15 protein-coding genes are annotated in these 22981 nt (G+C 54.7%); 7 read left to right on the plus strand and 8 right to left on the minus strand.

Annotation, left to right across the window (positions count from 1 at the left end; all coding sequences use genetic code 11):
• Positions 1-594 precede the first annotated feature (594 nt).
• The 4 genes from ABNH10_RS14330 to egtB all read right to left on the minus strand — a co-directional run bounded on the left by ABNH10_RS14330 (position 595) and on the right by egtB (position 4335).
• A complete protein-coding gene (locus tag ABNH10_RS14330; protein ID WP_349386568.1) occupies positions 595-1095 on the minus strand; it encodes a DUF1289 domain-containing protein in 501 nt (166 codons plus the stop codon).
• Positions 1096-1370: 275 nt separating this feature from the next.
• A complete protein-coding gene (locus tag ABNH10_RS14335; RefSeq protein WP_349386569.1) occupies positions 1371-1895 on the minus strand; it encodes an acyl-CoA thioesterase in 525 nt (174 codons plus the stop codon).
• Positions 1896-2033: 138 nt separating this feature from the next.
• Entirely contained in the window at positions 2034-3062 is a 1029-nt protein-coding gene (gene egtD / locus ABNH10_RS14340) for an L-histidine N(alpha)-methyltransferase (RefSeq protein ID WP_349386570.1), read from the minus strand.
• Positions 3055-4335, minus strand: a complete 1281-nt coding sequence (egtB, locus tag ABNH10_RS14345) for an ergothioneine biosynthesis protein EgtB (RefSeq protein ID WP_502877138.1) — start codon at positions 4333-4335, stop codon at positions 3055-3057. Before egtB ends, egtD begins: the two co-directional genes overlap by 8 nt.
• A 173-nt stretch (positions 4336-4508) precedes the next feature.
• Here egtB and ABNH10_RS14350 point away from each other — a divergent pair, with 173 nt between their 5' ends.
• Positions 4509-5279: a 3-hydroxyacyl-CoA dehydrogenase gene (locus ABNH10_RS14350; RefSeq protein WP_349386572.1), complete on the plus strand. Its 771-nt coding sequence runs from the start codon at positions 4509-4511 to the stop codon at positions 5277-5279.
• A 133-nt stretch (positions 5280-5412) separates the two neighbouring features.
• On the opposite strand, the gene ppnN is transcribed toward ABNH10_RS14350, so the two are convergent.
• A complete protein-coding gene (gene ppnN, locus ABNH10_RS14355; protein ID WP_349386573.1) occupies positions 5413-6780 on the minus strand; it encodes a nucleotide 5'-monophosphate nucleosidase PpnN in 1368 nt (455 codons plus the stop codon).
• Between the two features lie 428 nt (positions 6781-7208).
• Between ppnN and ABNH10_RS14360 the strand changes: the two genes are divergently transcribed.
• Positions 7209-7424 (plus strand): hypothetical protein, encoded by a 216-nt coding sequence (locus ABNH10_RS14360; protein ID WP_349386574.1) that lies wholly within the window; start codon positions 7209-7211, stop codon positions 7422-7424.
• A gap of 313 nt (positions 7425-7737) precedes the next feature.
• Here ABNH10_RS14360 and dinB read toward each other — a convergent pair whose 3' ends face one another.
• Positions 7738-8853, minus strand: a complete 1116-nt coding sequence (gene dinB / locus ABNH10_RS14365) for a DNA polymerase IV (protein ID WP_349386575.1) — start codon at positions 8851-8853, stop codon at positions 7738-7740.
• 172 nt (positions 8854-9025) lie between these two features.
• On the opposite strand from dinB, the gene ABNH10_RS14370 reads away from it, so the two are divergent.
• Complete coding sequence (locus ABNH10_RS14370) at positions 9026-10639, plus strand: FAD-dependent monooxygenase (protein ID WP_349386576.1); 1614 nt, start codon at positions 9026-9028, stop codon at positions 10637-10639.
• Positions 10640-10782: 143 nt separating this feature from the next.
• Here ABNH10_RS14370 and ABNH10_RS14375 read toward each other — a convergent pair whose 3' ends face one another.
• Both ABNH10_RS14375 and ABNH10_RS14380 read right to left on the minus strand, forming a co-directional pair.
• Positions 10783-11592 carry a putative RNA methyltransferase gene (locus ABNH10_RS14375; RefSeq protein ID WP_349386577.1) on the minus strand — a complete coding sequence of 270 codons (810 nt, stop codon included), beginning with the start codon at positions 11590-11592 and terminating at the stop codon, positions 10783-10785.
• A gap of 86 nt (positions 11593-11678) precedes the next feature.
• Complete coding sequence (locus ABNH10_RS14380) at positions 11679-12833, minus strand: hypothetical protein (RefSeq protein WP_349386578.1); 1155 nt, start codon at positions 12831-12833, stop codon at positions 11679-11681.
• Between the two features lie 143 nt (positions 12834-12976).
• Here ABNH10_RS14380 and ABNH10_RS14385 point away from each other — a divergent pair, with 143 nt between their 5' ends.
• From ABNH10_RS14385 to ABNH10_RS14400, 4 genes are all read left to right on the plus strand, one after another.
• On the plus strand, positions 12977-14677 hold the full coding sequence (locus ABNH10_RS14385) for a ShlB/FhaC/HecB family hemolysin secretion/activation protein (protein WP_349386579.1): 1701 nt from the start codon (positions 12977-12979) through the stop codon (positions 14675-14677).
• On the plus strand, positions 14664-21866 hold the full coding sequence (locus ABNH10_RS14390; RefSeq protein ID WP_349386580.1) for a two-partner secretion domain-containing protein: 7203 nt from the start codon (positions 14664-14666) through the stop codon (positions 21864-21866). Before ABNH10_RS14385 ends, ABNH10_RS14390 begins: the two co-directional genes overlap by 14 nt.
• Complete coding sequence (locus tag ABNH10_RS14395) at positions 21863-22666, plus strand: hypothetical protein (RefSeq protein ID WP_349386581.1); 804 nt, start codon at positions 21863-21865, stop codon at positions 22664-22666. Before ABNH10_RS14390 ends, ABNH10_RS14395 begins: the two co-directional genes overlap by 4 nt.
• A 214-nt stretch (positions 22667-22880) precedes the next feature.
• A partial coding sequence (locus ABNH10_RS14400; RefSeq protein ID WP_349384879.1) for a transposase occupies positions 22881-22981 on the plus strand: 101 nt, incomplete at its 3' end.

The following is a 22981-nucleotide window of genomic DNA, read 5'->3' on the forward strand; positions in this document are numbered from 1 at the left end:
CTCGCGTGCCGCTTTTTACCGTAGTGACACCTTGGGAACATGATGTCGGCCCTGTTGGCATAAAGCCCTAGCCCCCTCGCACCTGTGCAGTGCTCTTTGCTTGTAGGGTGGCCGAGGCGACGCGACTTATGCAGTTCTGGCCACGGTGATGGGCGTGTTTCAGAGCGACACGCAATAAGAGGTGCGCACAGCATCGGCAATGGTTGTGGTGAGGATGGGGGGGCGCGCGGCAGGAGAAGAGGTTGTCTGCATCGAAGGCTTTCACTCGGCGTTGTATCGTGCTCCACGGAAAACCGGCACGGCTAAAGCGCAATGATCAACGCTTCCTTTTGTCAAAGTGAAGATTTAGTGGGCCGGCGCCCCTAACGTCGAGCTCTGTGGCAATCAGGGTAACAGGTATGCCGTGAGGCCATACTCGGTACATCTACTTCGGGTCGCACAGGTAGTTTGCTGCCGTTTGCGGAGCGTTTGGGCAGGGAGCTTGGGTTGGGCGTTGACCATGGGAATTCACAGAGTAAGTGCAATGTTCATTCCTTTAGTGTGCCACTGCTTGATCTATGGGCGGGGAGGGAGCCTTCAGGAGGAGATTTACTATTAGATTAACCCTTTCTCCCGAGCGGCGTGCTGAGTGAGTTCGGCGACCAAGGTAACCGGGCGTGCGTAGGAGCGGTCATAGTGGGCCTGGGATAGGGCATGACACTCAGCGCTGATCTGATCGTACAGTTGGCGCGGGGTCATCGCGTCGGTGGGGGGAAGGGCGCGCAGGCCAAAGTGCTCGTAGGGAATCATTCTGGAGCCGGCGGCCTTGAGCAGTTCCGGCACCCAGCCCTGGGGGGACAGCTGAGTCTGGTAGCGCAAGTTCTGGAAATCCAGCTCGGCGGCCAAGCGATCAGCATCCGCTATCACAAAATAGTTGTTTACCACTTGGCACAGCAACAGATCCAACCGCCGCCAGACGATGGTTTTTTCCTGGTTGGTGTAGCCATTCCAGTGCACCACTTCGTGGCTGAAACGGCGACAGCCACGGCAAACCGTGTCACCGAAAACGGTGGAACAAACGCCAATACAGGGGGTGTGGATTCGATTTACTGCCATGGCAAAATCCTAACAGAAAACCTCGGCTCTGGGAGGGCTTCGCCGGCCGGTTGATGGTAATTTGAGCGTTTGCCTTTGCTCCGCAGTGACGGGTGCAAGAACCTCTATGCAGGGCCTGTCCTGCTTGAGCAATGCGGGCAAAATGGCTTCATGTTGCACGTAATAAATAATAAGCAAGGCCGTTCCGGAAACAACGGATACGGCAATGCTGGAGAATAATAATGCGATAGGCTGTTCTGCTGGCGGTTCGAGGCTTATAGCGGGGCTTTATTCCCTCAGTCGTTTTCCGTCAGCCGCCGCTTGGTTTGCAGCAATTGTTTCCATTGTTCCACATATTCTGGCAGGTCTGGTGAGGTCAGGTTCATGCCGGTCATTTCCTGCACTGTCTGGGGGCTGACGGATTTGCCGCCGTAGACGTTGGCGACCCGTAGCAGAGCGTGGGTGTGCAGTTTGCGCTGGGATTCGAAACGTTGATCGTAGTACAGGTATTTATCATCCCAACCCAGAATCCGGGTGTGGACCTGAAATTGCTGATAAGGGCGCAGTTCGCGGATATAGGCGATTTCGGTATTGGCCACCACGCCGTTGCAGCGGGCTTCAAGCATGCGATTGAGCAGGCCGGTGACAACAGCGTGTTCCAGACGGCTGCGGTCCATGAACTTCAGGTACTTGGCATTGTTCAGATGCATGTTCAAGTCGATATCCAGCAGGCCCACCCGGAATTCCATGGTGACCACATCAAAAAGCTGGTGCGTAGGCGGCCGTTTCCGACGGCGCGCAGCGCTGATGAGTTCAAGCATCCGATCTCCCTATGCTACGGTTCTTGCCGTAGCCACTCTTATTATCGCTGGAATATCTGCACAGCAAAACGCCATCCAGTATACCGATACTGGAATCGGTTCACACTATTAGCCTTAGCGAGGATACAGCTTTTACGTTCAGGCCTGCGCCAGGTGCAGGCTGAACAGGTTTTGTGGGTCGGTCCAGCAGTTTAGAGGTGTAAAGCCGGCAGCGACCAACTCGGCGCTGAAGCTGGTTGCCGTGAATTTGTAGGAGTTCTCGGTGTGAATGCGGGTGCCGCTATTGAGGGTGAGGCTGCGTTCGCCGAGCTGGATGTGCTGATCGGACAGGCACTCTAGGTGCATCTCGATGCGTTGTTGTTCCCTGTTGTAGAACGCCACATGGCGCATATTGTCGGTGTCGAATTGGCAGTCCAGTTCCCGGTTCAGATGGTGGAGTGCGTTCAGATTGAACGCCGCAGTGAAGCCCTCGGCATCATTGTAGGCAGCGTTCAGCTGGGTATCTGCTTTCTGTAAATCCGCGCCGATTAGCAGTGCGCCACCGGGCCCGGCCAGCTTACGCAGCCCTTTGAGGAAATTGGCCCGGGCGGAGGGTTCGAAATTGCCAATGGTGGAGCCGGGGAAAAACACCACCTGGCCCGATTGTGCCAGCGCCTGGGGCATGGCCATGGTCTGGCAGTAATCGGCGCATACGGCGCTGATGTGTACGCCGGGGAAGTCGCCGGCCAGTTGTTGTGAGGCATCCAGCAGGCACTCGCGGGAAATTTCCAGCGGCATATAGTGGTGCGGCTGCCAGGCATCCAGCAGCAGGCGCACTTTCTCACAACTCCCGGCTCCGGGTTCGGCGATGGCTTGCGGCCGCCCAAGGCGTGCCCGGATTTCTTCGGCGTAGCCGGTGAGTAGCTCGGTTTCCGTGCGGGTGGGGTAATACTCCGGGGTGCGGGTGATTCGGTCGAACAGGGCAGACCCGGTTTCGTCGTAAAAATATTTGGGGTGGAGCGAAGGGCTGGCGGCGGATAAGGACTGGCTGACTTCGGCAAGCATGTCCGTGGTGGGGGGGTACAAATCATAAAAGGTCAAATTGGGACGAAGCTGCTGTTGATTCAACGGCATCTTTTGCTGCGTCATCGTCGCCTCGGTAGAAAGTGCAGAATGTTGTTCAGGCATGCTTCGTCCTTAGGTTGCTGGCGAGTCGAATCCCACTGAATTGCCAGCGCAAATGGGGGTAGAAAAAATTGCGGTAGCTGGCGCGCAGGTGGTTGGCGCTGCTGGCGCATGAGCCGCCGCGCAGTACCATTTGATTACACATGAACTTGCCGTTGTATTCGCCCACGGCCCCGCTTTCGGCTTGAAAGCCCGGGTAGGGCAGGTAGGCGCTGGCGGTCCATTCCCAAACGTCGCCAAATAAGTGAGAAAGGGCTGAGTTACGGACCATGTCGGGCTGGAACAGGCCCTCGTCGGCAAAGTTGCCGGCGATCGCTTGGGCGCGGGCGGCATGCTCCCATTCCTGCTCTGTGGGCAGCCGCTTGCCCGCCCAGCGGGCGTAGGCGTCGGCCTCGTAGTAATTCACATGGGCAAGAATCTGGTTATCAGCAAGCGGTTGTTCACCGGCCAGAGTGAAGTGGTGGCTCAACGCTGCGTTCCAGTACAGCGGGCGCTCAATACCTTTCTGTTGCACCCAGCTCCAGCCATCGGAGAGCCACAGGTCCGAATTGCGATAGCCACCATCCTGAATAAAGGTGCGAAATTCTCCCTGGGTAACGGGCCGATTGGCTAATTGAAACGGTTCTAGCCAAGCCTTGTGCTGGGGAGTTTCATTATCGAACGCGAAGTCGCTATGGGCGCCAATGTCCACCAGTCCTCCTTCGAAGCACTGAAACGTTAGCGGTGGCGTGCTTTCGTTGGCCTGATTCGTGGTGTTGATGGGGCGGGTGATATGCGGAGATAGGGGGTTGAAAGAGAAGCTGTATTTCAGATCTGTGAGCAGCAGTTCCTGATGTTGTTGTTCGTGGTTGATGCCCAGCTGCACCAGATCATTGAGGTTACCGGTCCGCGCCAGCAACGTGTCTATGGCCACGTCTACCTGATGGCGCCAAGCCATTACCTCGTCGTTGGTGGGTCGCGATAGCAGATGTCGCCGGGGGCGTGGGTACTGTTCACCGATGCCGTTGTAATAGCTGTTAAAGAGGTATTCGAACGCGGGGTTGTGTGGCCGATAACCTGGCAGGTGAGGTTTGAGCAGAAAAGTTTCAAAGAACCAGGTGGTATGTGCGAGATGCCAGCGTGGCGGGCTGGTTTCCGGGCAAGCTTGCAGGCCCATGTCTTCGGCGAGCAGGGGGGCACACAACTGCTCGCTGAATTGTCGGGTTCGCCGGTACGCGGCGGCGAGCCAAGTGGTATCGTCCTGTCTGACGGTGTCTGGCAAGGCTTTCCCTCCCATGCCGTGGGCCAAGGTGCGGTCGAAATGGATAATGACTGCAATGACGCAATATCACCTTAAAGCAGTCCCGGTTTGAGCGAAAGTAACAATGAGTCGCTTGGCCGGGCTGGGTATACTCTGGGCAATATTACATGGACCCGTTACCTTTCTACCTTTCACAAGAAGGAGAGCATATGAATATTACCGATAAAGTGGCCGTGATTACCGGTGGGGCTTCAGGCCTGGGCCAGGCGACAGCAGAAGCGATTATTGCCAAGGGTGGCAAGGTCATGATTTTTGACCGCGACGACAAGCGCGGCCCGGAAGTAGCGGACCAGCTCGGTGATAACGCTGCTTTCACCCAAGCTGACGTGACAGATGAAGCCTCGGTGAAAGCTGCCGTGGATGCCACGATGGCCAAATTCGGTGCCATTCATGTATGCGTGAATTGCGCCGGTGTGGGCTCAGCCATGAAAGTCGTGGGCCGTGAGAACAAGCCCCATGATTTGGGCGTATTCAACATGGTGGTGCAGATCAACTTGGTCGGTACTTTCAACGTGGCCCGTCTCGCGGCGGCTGCCATGGCAGAGAACGAGCCGGATGAAGACAACGAGCGCGGCCTGATTGTGAATACTGCGTCTGTGGCGGCATTCGATGGCCAGGTTGGCCAAGCCGCTTACGCGGCAACTAAAGGCGGCGTGGTCGGCATGACGCTTCCCATCGCTCGTGATTTGGCTCCGCTGGGCATTCGTTGTAACACCATTGCCCCGGGCATTTTCAATACCCCGTTGCTGAATGCGGCTCCGGACAAGGTGAAACAGCCATTAATCGAAATGACCCAGTTCCCGAAACGCTTGGGGCACCCCAAGGAATATGGTCAGCTGGTGTGTCACATGATCGAGAACACGTTCCTTAACGGTGAAACCATCCGTATTGATGGCGCTATCCGCATGCAGCCACGGTAACAAAAGGCGCACACGCGTCATGTTACACGCAGCATAAAAAACCCCGGGTCCCGGGGTTTTTTATTTATCTAGCGGCTGTAGCCATCCCTCGAAGGGAACGTCTACACGGCGGCTCGTCGTTAGTCGCTATCTGTTACCCCACCAACTCATAGCACGGTTCGTAATGGCTGCCAGGCAGTTTCATGCGTTGCTGTTCTACAAAGGCTGTGAGTAGCTCGTCCAAATGAATCATCAGCGCGTTGGGGGCGTGAAGCTTGTAGGGGCCGTGTTTTTCTATGGCCTGAATACCATGCTCTTTAACGTTGCCTGCAACGATGCCGGAGAAGGCGCGGCGCAGGTTGGCGGCCAGTTCGTGAACCGGCTGGTCGGTGCTAAGGTTCAGCGTTGCCATGGCCTCGTGGGTGGGCAAGAAGGGGTGCTGAAATTCCAGCGGCACATTAAGGCGCCAATTGAAGTAAAAGGCATCATCATTATCCCGGCGGAACAGGGTTAAGCGGTCCATGCCGTGGCACATGTCCAAAGCCACCGCTTCCGGATCATCAATAATGATTTTATAACGTTCCGCTGCTTTTTCGCCCAAGGTATAACGAATAAAAGCATCGACTTGCCGGAAATAGTCGGCGCTGCTGGCTGGGCCGGTGAGTACCATGGGCAGCGGTATATCAGCATTATCCGGGTGCAGCAGTACGCCTAATAAATAAAGAATTTCTTCGGTGGTGCCGACCCCGCCGGGAAAGATAATGATGCCGTGGGCCAGTCGCAAAAACGCTTCCAGTCGTTTTTCGATATCCGGCATAATGACCAGCTCGTTAACGATGGGGTTGGGCGCTTCGGCGGCAATAATGCCCGGTTCGGAAATGCCCAGATAGCGGCCTTCTTTCTCCCGTTGTTTGGCATGAGCCACGTGTGCCCCTTTCATGGGGCCTTTCATGGCTCCGGGGCCGCAACCGGTGCAGATGTCTTTGTGCCGCAGGCCCAACTGGTAGCCTACGCTTTTGCTGTAATCGTATTCGTGGCGGGAGATGCTGTGCCCACCCCAGCATACAACGATATTCGGCGATGCGCCGGCTTTAAGTACCCCAGCGTTACGCAGAATATGGAACACGGCATTGGTAATGCCTTCACTGCTGGTCAGGTTGAAGCGGTCATTGTTTTGAATCTCGTTGGCCACGTAAACGATATCGCGCAACACCGCTGACAGGTGCTCGCGGATACCGCGAATCATGCGTCCGTCCACGAAGGCGCCAGCAGGCGCATTGTCCAGTTTTAGGCGTAGGCCACGGTCTTCCTGAATCACCTCAATTTCAAAGTCGTGATAGGTTTCCAGCACTTCGCGGCTGTCGTCGGTGGGGGTGCCGCAGTTGAGCACGGCCAGAGCGCAGCGGCGCAGTAAATCGTGCAGCCCACTACCGGAGGTGTCGCGCAGGCGCTCCACTTCATGCTGGCTAAGCACTTCCAGGCTGCCTTCCGGCGCCACAATGGTCGATACCGTTTCGGTCATAGGGTCGGTCCGTCGTAAATCGTCAGGTATGTTAAGACACATATCGCGTACTTCTAGGGTGTCTCTTTCTTGGCGTTCGGAGAGAGTACCGTAGTCCGGGTGAGAAAGGAGTGGTTGGGGTGGGAAACTCGCTTTCAACCATGGGGAAGTCTTGGCGGTTCCGTTTGTCGGTAAGCTGTGGTTTTTACATTTCGGTCGGGAACGGCGGGGCGACACACGCGTCGGATTTAACATCGAGTCTGGTACGTGTTTCCAGAGTTTTGTGTGCCAGGCCTTCCCCATACACGCAGAGGGCCGGTTACCTTGATCTGCGACAAGCCGTTGTCATCGAATTGTCGTCATCATCAATCAGGCTTGATCAGTTTCGAGGGCCGCTGACTAGGCCCTTTAAATAGGCCCTTGCAGAGAGCGAGACTCAGGAGCAAAGCATGTTGCTCAAATATTTGAACCAACTGGAACAGGCCGTTAAAGCGGCTTGCGAGCATCCAGACTCGGTTACAGTCACCTATTGTGCCGATTGTGTCGCTACGCTGGATGCCTACTTGGATGCGCAAATGGAGCCGGTGCAACGCCGTGGCCGGGAATTAATGGATGGGCTGATCCCGGCGGACCTGCATGACCGGGTTTGCCAGCGGGTGCACTAAAGGCGAACGAAGAAAGGCGCAACACGCGGCAGCCATCAACACGCATTGGCCTTGGTGGTAACCAAGAGCGTAGGAAGCCGCGGGCCAGCAAAGGTTGTATTACGCCTTTTGGGCTAATTCACTGACTCGCCTGAAAACGAGTTGAACGTTCAATACCTTGGATTTACCGCCAAGTGTTTAAGCGCCTGAAACGCGAAGCAAAGGGCGGAGTGTAAGGGGTGCTCTTGCTGCGTGCCGAGCATATACAGGGTGCCACAGGAGGGGTTTTCAGTGGCACTAGGCTGTTGGGGGGGCTTTTGAGTTTTTAACGGCTTCAAAGCCTATTACGCTGGCTGCGCATAGCCTTTTCCCTTTCTTCCGGGAATAGGTCTGGCTGCTGGGGGGCTTTCAGGTCGCGTAGTCGAGCACCGATGCCCAGTAGCCTAGCAGGACCTTCCCGACGTTCCCATAACTGGCAAAACAAGGTTTCGAAATGGGCCGGGTCCAGGTCGGTGCCGGCCTTGTCACAGCTCATGCTGATAAAGTCCTGATATTTCACTTTAGCGGTCAAACCGCTGATCATGTAGTGCTCGTCCAGCTTGGCAAACCTCTCCTTTAACTTTTCAATCAGCCCCTCCAGCTCTCTCAGCCAGTCGGTGAGTGTGGGCTGATCTTTGTCGTAGGTTCGTTCCACGGAAACGGACTTGCGCCGCCGGCCCGTCTGTATCGGGCGGCTGTCTTCTCCTCGGCACAGGTGGTAAAGCCGTTCTCCAAAACTGCCAAAATGCTGACCCAGTTCCAGCCGGCTCAGCTGTTGCAAGTCGCCGCAGGTTTTCAAATTTAGCCCCTTCATGCGCTCGCCGGTGACCCGGCCCACCCCGGAAATTTTCCCAACGGGCAAAGCGGCTACAAAACTCTCTACCTGTGCTGGGGGGATGACGAACAATCCATCAGGCTTTCGCCAGTCGCTGGCCACTTTGGCCAGGAATTTATTGGGGGCGACGCCGGCGGAGACGGTAATGCCCACTTCTCGGCGCACATCTAGGCGTAATGCTTGAGCAATACGAGTGGCACTATTGTTAAATTGCTCGTTGGAGCTTACGTCTAGATACGCCTCGTCCAGTGATAGTGGCTCGATCAGGCTTGTATAACGACGAAAAATGTCGTGGATCTGGGCTGAAACTTTGCGGTATTTGTCGAAATTAGGAGGCACAATAATCAGCTCTGGGCAGCGCCGCAGGGCTTGGGATGAAGCCATGGCCGAATGCACCCCAAATTGCCGGGCCGGGTAATTGCAGGTGGCAATCACGCCGCGCCGGTGTGGGTCGCCGCCCACCGCCACGGGGCGGCTGCGCAACGCCGGATCATCGCGCATTTCCACGGCGGCATAGAAGCAGTCGCAGTCCACGTGGATAATTTTGCGCGCCGCCAGTGTTGCGGGTTGTGCCATGATGAACTCGGGTAAACGTTGAGGTGTCGGCGCGGCTGTAGCAGACCATCATCATCGGTGTGCCCAAGTGCGTCGTCGAACAAGTCGGATTGATCCGGAGCCTTGATGCCAACCGGGAGTAACATAAGGAGAGTGTACCATCGCCATTACCGAGAACCGCACACCGCAAGTATTGATTGTTGGTGCCGGCCCTACAGGGTTGGCGCTGGGCATTGGGTTGCGCCGTCATGACATTGATTGTTGCATCATCGACCGGCTGGATGCGCCTTCGCCGTATTCGCGTGCCTTGGGATTGCATGCCCGCACGCTGGAAATATTTGATGCACTGGAGGTGCTGGCGCCGATTCGCAAGCTGTCGCGGCGGCTTAAGGCGGTGTCAGTGTATGGTGATAAGGGCTTTCTCTTTGAGCTGGATCTCACCACGTTGAAAGCGCCGTTTCCGTGGGTGCTCAGTTGTCCGCAATCCGAAGTGGAAGCGGTGCTGATAGACCGTTACCGGATGCTGGGAGGGGAATTGATCCGCAGCGCCGAGCTGCTGGATTTCCGCCAGGATGGCAGCGGCGTAGAGGCACGTATTCGCCAGGGGGCAGACGTGCTGACCTTGCAGTGCGAGTTGTTGGTGGGTGCCGATGGTGTCGGGTCCACCGTCCGGGAGCAGCTGGGCATAGGCTTTAAGGGGGTGGATTACAACGAGCACTTTCTGCTAGCAGATGTGCTCTGGGACGCCCCCTGGAGCAACGACCGTTCTCACGGATTCATGCAAGAAGAAGGCTTGTTGTTGGCGTTGCCGCTGCCGCAGGGCTGGCGGTTAATCATGGCACGGCGCGAGCCACCGACGTTGCCCTTAAGCTTGGCTCTTTTCAGTGAACGGCTGACGTCTATTCTGGGGGAAGCACCGGATCTGGGCGAGCCTCGCTGGCTCAGCCAGTTTTCCGTTCAGCGTCGGCTGGCCCAGCATTTCCGCCGCAACCGGGTGTTTCTAGCCGGCGACGCTGCCCACGCGCAAAGCCCGTTGGGTGCGCAGGGAATGAATACTGGCTTGGCGGATGCCTCCAACCTTAGCTGGAAACTGGCCTTCTATCTGAAAGGGTTTGGGCAGGGCGCGTTGCTGGATAGTTACGAGCAGGAGCGGCGCCCGGTGGCGGAGAAGATGCTGTACGGCGTGGACATGCTATCGCGGGCTTCATTGGTGAAATTGCCGATGCTGCGCCGCAGCCGGGATTCGCTGCTGAAATTGGCGGGTAGCCGCGGTAATATTTCCAGTCGCCTGCTGCGCACAGCCAGCCAGCTGGATGTGCACTATCGCAATTCGCCGTTGGTTACCTGTGGCCCGGAAGCGGATGTTGGCTGGCGGCATCAAGGGCCGCTGCCGGGCGACCGGCTACCGGATGCGGCGCTAAAATCCGTGCGGACCGGACACTTTCACCAGTTGCATGGCTTGTTGCGTAAGCCAGTGCATCATTTGCTATTGCAGCTGAGTGAGTTTCCTGAGCATAACGAACGGCTGGTGATGTATGCGCTGAGTGACCGTCTCGGGCAAGAGTATCGTGAACGCGTGCACCTGACCGTGATTGCGGCGCGCGCCACCGCCGATGATGACGTACCCCGTGAAGGCACCACCCGTATCTGGCGTGACCATGAGGGCGAGTTCGCCAGCGCGTTTGGCGATCAAGGCAGACTCTGGTTGATGCGCCCGGATGGCCATTTGGCGTACCGGGCGCCGGTGAGCAATGCGGATGACCTGCTCGGTTACCTGGATCGGGTGCTGGGAAAGAAGGAAGGATAAGACGGACCAAGTGCGTTGTGGTGTCAGATTACACTTTTCAGCCTGTCTGTGCCCTTGGGTACATTCGACTTACCTAAAAAGTGGATTGTGGGTTGAATTAAGCGTAGCCATAATTCGGCACCACGCTTGATCGAATACGACGGCTACGCCACACGCCGCCAGCGTTGAATCACAAAATGCCCGTTCATGGGCTTGCCGGCTAGCGCGCCAATCCCGGCCTTGGCATCGGGGCGTGCCCGCCAGTGATGAGGCGTCATGGCCAGCAGGTTGCGTAATTCCTCTTCCGATTCCGGCTCCCACTCGCAGTGCAGCGTCTCGCTGGATAGCAGCTCGAAACGATCGTCCAGAAACGTGCCCGCATCAAAACCACTCTGGCGCACATCGTCGTACAGGGCTTCGCGCAACGGTAGCAGGTGCGTTTCCCCGGTGCCGACAACCATTAATTCCCCGCCGGGTTGCAGCACCCGGGCTATGTCATCCACGAACAGGCGAGTGAACAGCACAAACACGCGTTGCTGGCTGGCATCAAACAGGGGCAAGCGCGCGCCGCTGGCCACCAGCCAGGTAACCCGCTTGTTGCGCTTGGCGGCGGCATCCACCGCGAACTTGGAAATATCCACGCCCACACCATTCACGCCACCTAGCCGCTGGGCAAACTGATCCGTGTACCAGCCTTCGCCACAGCCGATATCCAGCCATGGCGGTTCTTCATCCGGCAGATGGGCCAGCAGGGTATCCGCCAATGGCTGATAACGGCCCAGCTCCAGAAACGCCGTACGTGCCTGCACCATGGCCTTGTCGTCTCCCGGAGAACGGGAACGGCGCTGCTGTGCCAGCAACAGGTTGGTATAACCACGCTTGGCGCGGTCGAACTGGTGGCCGTTATCGCAGTGCCAGCTATTGCTGGTAAGGCGAAGGACTTGCTCGCAACTGGGGCATTTGAGTGTGGGCATGGCGTACCGTGTTCAGGGCGTAATGCCGGCAGTGAACCACAGTGCGCAGGGAAAAGGTAGGGGCCTAACGGCGGAGCACAGTCGCATTAGGGGGAGGCAGAAAGGTGGATTTCGGCGCGTTGCAATCGGGCTTCGGCGGTCAGGTTACGCATTTCGCTGAGGTACGCCTGATAACTGTTATTCAGGACTGTTTCCACCTCCATATGGCTTTCTTTAAGTTGTGCCATGGCAGTGTGGTGAAGTTGGCGAGCCTGGCGGTGGATCTTGTCGATAATCGCGGGCAGTGATTGGCTGGCCTGATCAATGAAGGCGATCTGTGCCTGCAGCCGGGTTTGCTGGTTATTCAATTGGGTGAGTCGCTTGCGGATGCGTGTCTGGCCCGGGTCGAAGTTATTGGGGATCAGTTGTCCCTTCAGTGAAGAGAGTTGGGCGTCATTGTTGCTGAGGGTCGTTTCAATATCGCTGCGTTGTTTGTGGTAAGCGTCCAGTTTTTGCGTCAGCGCACTGAGTTGCTCAGTGAGTTGCCGGTTACGGGCCTGCAGTTGCAAAAGAGTTTTCACCGCCTTTTGCAAATCTGAAGAGGCGTGCAGCAGGTTCAGATCCGGGTGGCGCAGGCAGTGCTTCAATAATGTGCGGCGTACATCGTCATTGATCGCAGAAGGAAAAATAACGGCCATGGGTTCGATATGCCCGCTGGCCATTAGGGCTTCCAGCTGGCCCTGGGCAAATTGGGTTTGCGTTTCCACTTCGCTATACAGGGCCAAAGCAAGGCCGGGGTTCATTGTTTGTTGATCACTGGCGGCGCTTATCAGGCCGGCCAGGGTTTGCGCGCGGTAAGGGAAGTGCCGTGCGGTGCGCAAAAACCAGTTTCTTGCCTGTTCGTTGTTGCTTTCAAGACGATAACTTTCAGCCATTAGCAGGCCCGCCTGGGCGCCGGAAGGGCTGGCGGTTTCGATGGTGCTTAAGGTTTTCCGGGCCTGGTTGAACTGTTCATCGACCATCAAAAGGGCCGCTTTTCGTAAGCGCAGACGGTTCTGTACAACTAGCTGTTCTGCAGGCTGCAGTGCCTTGCTGGCTTTGAGGGCTTCGTCGACGCCATGGTCAGAATGGGCAGATGCATTGATCAGTGGCGCCGTGGCCTGACGCAAGCTGCTATGTACGGTGGCACTAAAAGAAGCCAAGAAAAAGACAAGGAAAAACTGTTGGGCTGTTTGTGTCGAGATCAGTGTGATGAAGTTCACGTTCGTGCTATCTCTCAAATCCGTTAGTTTAATTGTAAGTGTAGAATCGCCGTTTGTTAATTCGCCGCAGCACAATACACAACTACGAGAAGGCAATGAACCTTCCCGCTTCGGCAGTGTGATGATAATAGGCAAGGATAGCCATGTTGGGGGAAAAACCGTTATTTCGTTACGGCGTTATCGCCGCCTGTCTCTGTGTGGGTATCACAGGCGTGGGGGCGGTAACGGCCGCCCCTGCGCCGAATTCCCAGCAACGCATGTTCGACCGCCTGCAAGAGCAGGAGCGTCAGCGTCAGCAGCAGCAATTGCAGGAAATGCAGGTGCCCGGCGAAAGGCCGAACCTGCATGTGCCGGTCCCGGAAGGCTCTGGCGCATACGATCGTTGCTTCCAGATTGCCTCGGTTAAATTCAACACGTTGGATAAGGCCCCGTTGCCGTTTGGGCGCTGGTTTCGCCGCCCTGCAGAGGAGGTAGAAGGTACCTGCATTGGCATGCAGGATATCCGCGCCTTGCAGGCGGTGCTTTCCAATGCGTTGATCGACAAGGGCTATGTTACCAGCCGAGTGCTGATTCCCGAGCAGGACATCGCGTCCGGCACCCTGGTGTTTCTTGTAGTGGCAGGCGAAGTGGAATCCTTCGAGGCGGTGGGCATGCCGGTGCGTGTGCTGGAATGGGCTGTGCCGGCGTCGCCCGGTGATTTGGTGAATCTGCGCGGCTTGGAGCATGCAGTGGAAACCCTGGCGCGTTTGCCTCACCTAGACGCGAAGATGGATCTGGCACCGGGGGAGCAGCAAGGAGGCACGATAGTGCTCGGCCAGGCGGACTGGCCACAGCGCCACCGGGGCACGTTGGTGGTGGATCAAGAACACTATGGCGATATTACCCATGGCACCGCCCAAGCGGGGCTGGATTGGGGAAGCCCCTTTGGCCTCACCGACAGGGTATCCCTCTCCCTGAACAGTGATCTGGACACGGAATTTTCGGATCGCGCTTGGGGCGCCGGGCTCAGTTATGACATCAGCCTAGGGTACTGGAATCTGGCACTAAGCTATAACCGTCAACAATATGAAAACGAAATCCAAGGCATCTTCCAGCGCTTTGAAACCACCGGCGTTACCGATACCTCCCGCATTGAGCTTACGCGTACGCTATACCGCAGTAACCGTTCCCGGTTGTCTTTCTCGCTGTTGGGCTCCTATTCCGATACCGAAAATCTGCTGGATGATGCCGTCATAAGAGTGAGCTCCTACCAGTTAAAAGCGTTGGGTGGACGGATCAATGCCAAGCATCTTTGGGGGCGAACACAACTGGCTGGCACTGTTACCGTGGAAGAGGGCTGGGGCATGGGGCCAGCGACACACCTCCCGGGCGGTATCTCAATTGCAGAGAAAGCGCACACGCGCTATCAGACATATCTTACAGCCAATCGCTTTATTAAGCCGTTATATGGCGCCCTGTCATTACGGTTGAATGCACAGTATGCCAGCGATGTCTTGTTCCCCGTAGAACGGTTCTCGGTGGCATCCAGTTCAGTGGTTCGGGGGTATCGGGATATTTCTCTGAACGGAAATTCAGCCGTGGCCGGCAGCGTACAGTTTGACGGCTACCCGCCGATTACCGGCCCTCTTTCGGTGATCCCCTTTGCCGCGTATGACTCAGGGGTAGTGCCTGGTAACCAGAATGAACAGGGTTTTTCCCGCATAGATTCAACCACCGCCGGAGTGCGGTTGGGCTACCGGTCAGTGCGTCTTACCACCGAGATTTCCTGGCCTATGGAACAGCATTCAACAGAGCTGACTGACAGCGAGTACACCCTCCATGCCTCACTTTATGCCGAATTCTGAGTCATCCGCCAAACCCGTTCGCCGGGGGTTGGTCTATACGCTGTCATTGTTGATGATCTGGCAGCCCATGCTGCTGTCGGCGCAGCCGATCACCCCCACCCACGGCACCAAGAGTCGACCGACAATGGATCAGGCCGCCAATGGCGTGCCGGTGGTGAATATCCAGAACCCGAACAATAAAGGCGTTTCGCAGAACTTCTATAACGATTTCAACGTGGGTAGCAAAGGGGTAGTGCTCAATAACAGCCAGCAGGTGACACAAACACAGCTGGGCGGTTACATCGAAGGCAATCCGAATCTACACAATGGCTCCGCCAGTCTGATCCTCAATGAAGTGATCGGCCAGAATCCGTCCAACCTGGGGGGCTATATCGAAGTAGGCGGCGCCCGCGCCGATGTGGTGGTGGCCAACCCCAATGGCATCAGCTGTAACGGCTGCGGCTTCATTAATACCAACCACGCCACGCTGACCACCGGTAAAGCCATCATGGAGGGTGGTGAACTGCAGGGCTTTAATGTGCAGGGCGGGCGCATCGGTATTGGTGAAAATGGTTTGAACGGCTCCAATACCGACCGTTTCGACATCATCGCCCGCTCCGTCAAAGTGGCCGGGCAATTGCATGCGGACTCCCTAAATATCATCACCGGCCAGCAGCAGGTAGACCGCAATACCCTGGCTACCTCAAATGAAACCACCGATGCCAATAAGCCGGATTTTGCCATCGATTCCAGTGCACTGGGGGGCATGTATGCCAACCGGATTCGGTTGATTGCCAATGAAAATGGCGTCGGGGTGAGGCTAAACGCGCCAGTGGCGGCGCAAAATGGGGATATGGTGTTGTCGGCGCAGGGGGATGTGGTTTTTGCGGATGCCAGTTCCAAAGGTGATATTCAGATTGCCTCTGTAGGCACTGTGAGCGCAGTGGGGAGTATCGCTGCTGAAGGGCACTTATCCATGAATGCTAGGGCCATCCATCTTCAAGGTAATAATATTAATGCTAATGCAATACACATCATCTCAGACCAGACCCGTATAGAGAGCGATGTTGCCGTAACCGGCGAAAATAGGGTAACGATCTTGGCGCAAGAGAGAGTGAGCAATAATGGCGATGTTCTCGCTGGGGGCGTAGCAGAGATAGTAACTGCGAATTTTACCAATACAGGCAAGGTGGCGGGCCAGAGTGACGTGAAAGTCAACGCCACTGCTAGCCTTGTTAATAGCGGTGAAATTGATGCTGTTGGCGATTTGGATATTACGGCGGAAGAATTAAATAATGCGTCTGGGGCATTGCAAGCTGGCCAGACGTTATCGCTGACAACAAAAAGCTATGTACATAGTGGCGAGGTAAGGGCTGATGATGCGTTTAATTTGAACGCGGAAACGGTATCGGTTGGCCCCGAAGCTGATTGGCAGGTGCGTGGTAATGTGTCGGTTACCGCTTCCCAATTGCGCAACGAGGGTGTATTCAGCTCTGCGGGTGATTTGAATCTGGCGATTATCGAGCTGGAGAACCATGGGGATATAGCCGGGTTGGAAAGCCTGTCCTTCACTGGTGAAAGGCTCATAAATGGAGAGCACTCCCTATTATTATCTGCTGGTGGCATGGCGCTATACCTGGATGAACTGGATAATCAGGGAGATATTTATGCTGTAGGGAATTTGGATATTGCAGGTAGTTATCTCTCGGAAAGTTTTGATGCTATTTGGGAAGAGAAGGACAACTGGGCACGGCGAGTGAATAATGAATCCGGCTTGATTTCCAGTGAAGGGAAAATCCGCATTGCGGCGGCGGAGTTCGAGCAAAGATTAGCAAGCGAACCAGAAGTAAAAATCGTTTGGGATGACCCTGTATATAGCTATGACAGGGACTATGATCGTCGTTGTTTTAATCGAAATAGAAGCAGTGCCTGCCATGACACGACCTATCGTCATAAATATCAAAGACAAATCGTGCAGTCCTATTCCTCATCTCGACAATCACAGCTTTTGGCTGGTGATGATATTTGGCTCATGGGGGATTATCTACTCAATGATGCCAGTGTAATTGCGGCGAGTAACGACATAGCTATTAAGGCAAGCCGTTTCGAAAATACAGCATACACGGTCGGTTTAAAGGAGGTGACACGTGTCGACAAATCTTGGCTCAAGAAGAAAAGTTCGGGGGGAGGAACCAAGAAAAAATACTATACTTACACGACTATTCCAACCTCAGAAAATTGGCATTTGTGTGACAGTAGCCGGGTGCGTTGTAACCGTGGTGGAGCAAAAAGTCATACGAATATTCTGACAGAAACGGTCATCAATGCGTTGGTTAGCGCAGGAGCTAATCTCACTATTGATGCTGAAAAAGTAAGCAACGGTGTTGAGAAAGAAGGTGTCGCTTTCACCTTTGGTTCTGCCATGGATGCCATTTATGGCGACACCGGTGAACACAATTCGGATACCTTGTTTCGGTTTGATCCTCTCTCTCTGGGTTTTGATCTCCCCGGAGCCCATGGCCTTTTTATCTTTAATGATGACCCGGGCCACCTTTATCTGATTGAAACCAACCCGCTGTTTGCCACGCTGGATGGTTTTCTGGGTAGCGAATATCTTATCAACCGTCTTGGTATGGATCCGGACCAGAGCGTTCGAAGGCTCGGTGACAGCTATTATGAAACGACCCTGGTCCGTGATGCGGTATTAGCTGTAACCGGTACCCAGTTTCTTGATCCTGACTTCAAGAGCGACGAAGAGCAATTTCGCTGGTTAATGGATAACGCTTTTGCTGCGGCTGAATCACTGCAGCTGAGCGTAGGCGTGGCCTTGACACCAGAGCAAGTCAACGCACTGCAGCAGGATATAGTGTGGCTCGAGGAACAAGAGGTGGCTGGCTATCAGGTTCTGGTCCCGGTGCTGTATTTAGCCCAGGGTAGTGCCGTCATGGAAGGCCCACAATTGCGTGCTGAAGATGTGGCCATCAGTGGAGATAACGTGACTAATCACGGCGATATTGTTGCGGAGAACAACGCAACAATGGTCGCTGAACAGGGAGGCATCACTAACACAGGCGCGATTTCCGCGAGTAATGCGCTGAATTTGCAAAGCGCCCAACATATTCAAAATATTGGTGGTGAGCTGGTGGCCAAGTCATTGGCGTTGGATGCCGGTGGTAATGTTGAGGTAGCCACCTTGGCCGACGCAGTAGGGGATTCCCTTAACTGGATGACACGGTTAACTGAACAGGCACAGTTGAGGGCGCACCACCTGTCTGTAACCAGCGGTGGAGATATCCGTTTGCAGGGGGCCAAGGTAGATGCCGGGTTGCTGACGCTGGTGGCCGATGGAGACCTTTCCGTTGAAAGCGTTGCCGTTAGCCAAGGTAGTCACATGGATCAGGGGGATGTGAAGTTCACCCAAAGCAAGGTTCGCCAGCTCGGTAGTAACCTTCATAGCAACCTCGATATGTTGCTGGAGGCAGAAAATGATCTGTCCATCATGGCCAGTGACTTGGATAGTGAAGGTGATATCCAGCTGAAGGCACAGGGCGATATCACCGTAGGCTATGCGACAGAGAATGATTCTCTTTATAGCTACCGCAAGGATGAGGGGAGTTTTGGTAGCAGCAAGAAACAAACGACAGAAGCGGAATCGAAGCGTGCGGTTGGCAGTAATTTAATGGCGTTGGGGAATCTTATTCTCAATGCAGAAGAGGGCGGTATTGCGGTTCTTGCTTCCAGTGGACACGGGGAACAAGGTGTTGAAGCCGTGGCGGATGATAGTATCCGTATTGAGTCAGCAGTGAATAGTGAATATCACCGAACGCAAGTTGAAGAAAAGAACGCCGCCAGAATCAAAACCCGTGACACTGGCAGCATTAGTCAGGCATTAGCGAAAGCGGGCCTCTCATCAGGGGGAGATATCTCACTGGATGCCCAGGACGATGTCGTATTGGGTGCTGCCGAGATGGAAGCGACAGGGGATCTTCGAATCGGTGATGCAGCACTAGCAACCGATGAAAATGGAGTTATGAAGCTTGATGAAAACGGTAACCCGCTTATCGAGAGGGGTCGTATTGATAACCTCTATATCGGCACTGTTGCTCTGGAAAACGAAAACTGGGATATAAAAACCCGCTCTTTGCGTGGTCCGGTGAAGGAATTGGCGAAAGCCTCCTCCGGGCTCATGGGCGTCGGCAGTTCGTATTTTCCGGGGCTGGGATTGGTGGCTAAAGACATGGAAATAACGCTTTCCGAGAGTACGGAAAGCCGAATCCACGAACGTCGCGAGCTCGGTTCGACGCTGCAAGCAGAGAATATCCAGCTTGCAGCCCAAAAGGATATAACCTTGACGGGTTCCAGCCTGGAAGCCGATGAAGAGAACGGCAAGGTGGTGATGCTGGCGGACAATATCTTGTTGGATACGGCGGTCACCGAAACTACGGCCACTGAAAAGGATGAAACTGTAACCGCTTCCAGTATTGATCCCTCACTGAAAAAGGACGAAATCAGTCTGGGCGGGCTTCGGTTGACCGAGCTGGAGCAGGCAACGGTCACCAATACGCTAACGCATAGCGGCAGCAGTATTGCCGGGAATCAAATTGTTCTTGAGGCAGATAGTGCATTAAGCCTGATCAATGCCGATATCGACGCAACCGGGGAAGACGGTGTTCTGTCGCTGGCGGGGGCCACTGTAGACATTACCGGGGTGCAGGATGAAAAGACGGTCACGGAAACGCTGACAGAAAAAACCACGGAAACTTCGGTGGGTATTCGTAATGCCTATGTGGATGCCGCGTATGCCATTGAAGGTTTGAAGAAAGCAGGCGACGCCGTTGGTGACGCGAAAGACGCCCTGAAAGACGCGGAAAAGCGTGTTGAACGGGGCGAACTGGCCAAAGAGGCACTGGAGGATTACCGCATCATGGTAGCCGCCGCCGCCGCTAACCTGGTCCAGGCGGAACTGGCATCGACTCAAGCTCTGGCGGCCACCGCCGCCGGAGCGGCAGCGGGGGGCACCGGGTTTTATGTCAGCGGTAGTGCCCAGCATAGCGAAACTACCTCCACCAGCACCGCCACAGAAAAGACCTGGCAAGGCAGCAGCCTCAATGCTGCCGCCATGAGTATCAATGCGGACAAGACAGCCAGCATCATCGGTAGTGAGGTTAATGCCGGAGTTCTGGATTTGAATGCAGCGAATATCCTTATTGGCGCGGGCACTAACGAACAAAGCAGCCGCTTTGAGCAAGAGAGCAAAAACGGTGGTTTCAGTGCCAGCACCAGCGGCGCGGGTAGCTGGAATGTCAATGCCGGCTTTAACGAAGCCGAGTCAGAGAGCCAGGCGACCCAGTACGTTAACAGCCAGCTCAATGTGGGCTACCTGAACAGCACCAGCGACAGCCTCTCCGTCAAAGGGGGCGTGGTTACCGCCAATACGGCGAATATCGACACCGGCACCCTGCATATTGAAAGTCTGCAAGATACGCATAGCAGTACTAACAGTAGTGTTGGCGCCAACGTGGGTATCGGTGCGGGCACCAGTAGCACCGGCAAACCGCAAAGCGGTAGTGCGGGCTTCAATACAAGCAAAGGCAGCAGTGAAGGCGCCCGGACCAATCAGCAAAGTTCCATTCTTATTGCCGACGGTGAAAGCAGTCAGGTCACCGCCAAGGACACCACCCTAGTCGGCGGCATGATCGCTAATGCCAGCTATGAAGAAGATGCAGAAACCGGTGAACTCGCGCTGGTAGATCACGGCAACCTGAACTTCAGTACTGATACTCTCACCGTCGAAGACCTGCGCGATTATAGCAAGAGTGATCAACAGGGCGGTGGGCTGCAGGTGAGTAAGGCCACGACGACGATCAGTGTTCAGGATACCGGGCACAGGATGGAGGGTGAGACTCGCGCTACGATTGGGGGCGGCAATGTCACTGTGGGTGGTCAGAGTTTGGATGAGCAGGCTGATTTCGCTAGTCTGAATCGTAACGTCAGTGAGGCACAGGTAATCACCCTTGATCAGCAGACTGGTGCATTGGATGCCAGTGTGACGGTGGATAATCGGGTGTTTACGGAAGAGGGGCGTAAGGAAATCGCCGAGCAGCACAAAAAACTGGGCAAAAACTGGCAACTAACGGCGATGGGGCTGGAAAAGGACGCCCAGCGTATCAGCACGGACTTGGTGCCTGACAAAGTTGCCGAGATATTGAAAGAAGCTGACAAATATTCTTTAGGCCTGTTGCCCTTTGATAGCGCTGATAATGGCGGCTTGTTGTCGCAATTGCCGGTTATGGCGGGTTCCCGTGATATTGCTGGCGGTACCCGACAACTGCGCCCTGCCGACGATCCTCATGTTCTGGCAAATCCGGACCTCTACATCTCTGCTGATCAGCTACCTGGGTATGCGAATTTGGCACCGGAGGGACAGCAGGCACTTCAAGACTTGTTCGTAACGAAGGAGTTTATTGATATTACACTGGACAATGCAACTTTCCAAAACGCCACCAACGGCATGATGAATACGCCTGCCGAAGCGATGGTTAACGCCATTGAGCAATCAGGGAACTCAACTGTGTTAACTCAGAATTATAATCCTCGCCACGGCTTCTTATCCGACCTTTTTGAAATCGGTGCTGATAAATTAGGTTACCGGTTAACTGAAGGTTTGGACTGGATCGGGCTGGATGTAAATCTGATGACAGGCGCTGCAGCGCAAACGGGCGAATTTATGTATGACGTTATGGGGGCGCGAGGGGCGTTGGGGAAAGATGCGAACTTTGCCAACCATTCACAGGCCAATATTTTGACCTTATCAGGTTTGAATATGCTGGATGCAGAGGATTATAAGGGAGCTTGGAACAAAGAAAGCAGGATGTCCGCATTCCAATTTGTTTCTTACGGCTCGCCCGTGGCAAACCAGACCATGTTTGATGCATTGGATGCACTCAAATTAACCTATGCGGGTTCATCGTCCAATGACGGAGATTATGTGGCCGAAGGGTTGGGTGGTAATGCCGGCGTTTGGCTATATGAGCGCGATGGAGCCAACTTCTCTAACCATACATTGAGTGGGCTGTCCTGGTTGTACAAATTGCCAAATGCTTCTTTGTTATTGAGCGGAGAAAAATATCCAAATAGCAATAACACGAATACGTTATCTCCACACTCCGGTTATCAATGTATTGTCAATTGCGGAGGAGTGGCACCATGAGAGGCTGGAGAAATATTTTAGTGGCTGGCTTGCTTGCCCTTGTTGTGGGGTGTGCTGCGAAAAGTTATGAAATAACGGGCCCGGAAAAACGCTATCAAGCCATGGTGAATGCTGTCTGGGGAAAAAAGTCAGAGGGTTGGGTCAAACCCAAGGATCGGTGGAGTGATACTTTTTCAGTGTTGGCTCCAGAAGGAGTCTGGAGCTTCTGGGGGCCCTATGGTTGGGGAGGTATTATTTTTCGCGGTGGACCAGAAGGCATCGCTGGTCGCTATGTAGGGTATGAGTCTCGATTTTCGATAGATGAGTATGATGTTGCAGAGGATGCTTTGGAGTTGGAGGCATTGAAGACAGGTGATTATGACGCCTATATCGAGAAGGCAATCAAACGAACGATTGGGAAACACGATAAAAAGCAGGAAGGCTACTCTGATGGAAAAGGAGGTAAACATCCCCGGATTCCAGATGAATTCAGCATAAGTATGATTCGCGTCCAGGAAATGAACTGCCGCCTCTATCAAAGCAGCAATCATCAATATGTATGGTCTCAGGAGCTCGGAACTGAGGGGCCTGGAGCCGAAGAGTATAGTGTCGGAATATCCTGCCCAGGCTTTTTCAAGGACGATTTTGTCAGCTTTGGTTGTGGTAACACCATTCGAATCAGCAATATGCACAAGATGCATGGTGTTGATATTGATCACGAAGCGATTGTTCAAGACTTGAAAAAACGCATTCAGCGCTCACTTGATAGCGTGCAATTTGATGGTGACTTCACGCAGGTAGTGCCGGAAAAATATAGATGATTGACTCTTCCACGAAGAGCCTTGGGGTCACAGAAGAGCCTTGGGGTCAGGTCTATACTTTATACTTCTTCTGACGTAGTGTTTGAGTATGTCACGTCCAATTCGAATTGAATTTTCAGGTGCCCTTTATCATGTCACCTCGCGGGGAGATTGAATCGCCACCAGTTTGCTAGACACCTTTCAGCCATCCAAAATGGCAACTAGAGAGGTATCTATGAGCAGCAAGCGCTATCCCGAAGAATTCAAGATTGAGGCGGTTCGTCAGGTGACGGATCGTGGTCACAGTGTGGCCCAGGTGGCTGACCGACTCGGTGT

It is taken from the genome of Alcanivorax sp. (genome assembly GCF_040119285.1).
Taxonomy (GTDB): Bacteria; Pseudomonadota; Gammaproteobacteria; order Pseudomonadales; family Alcanivoracaceae; genus Alcanivorax.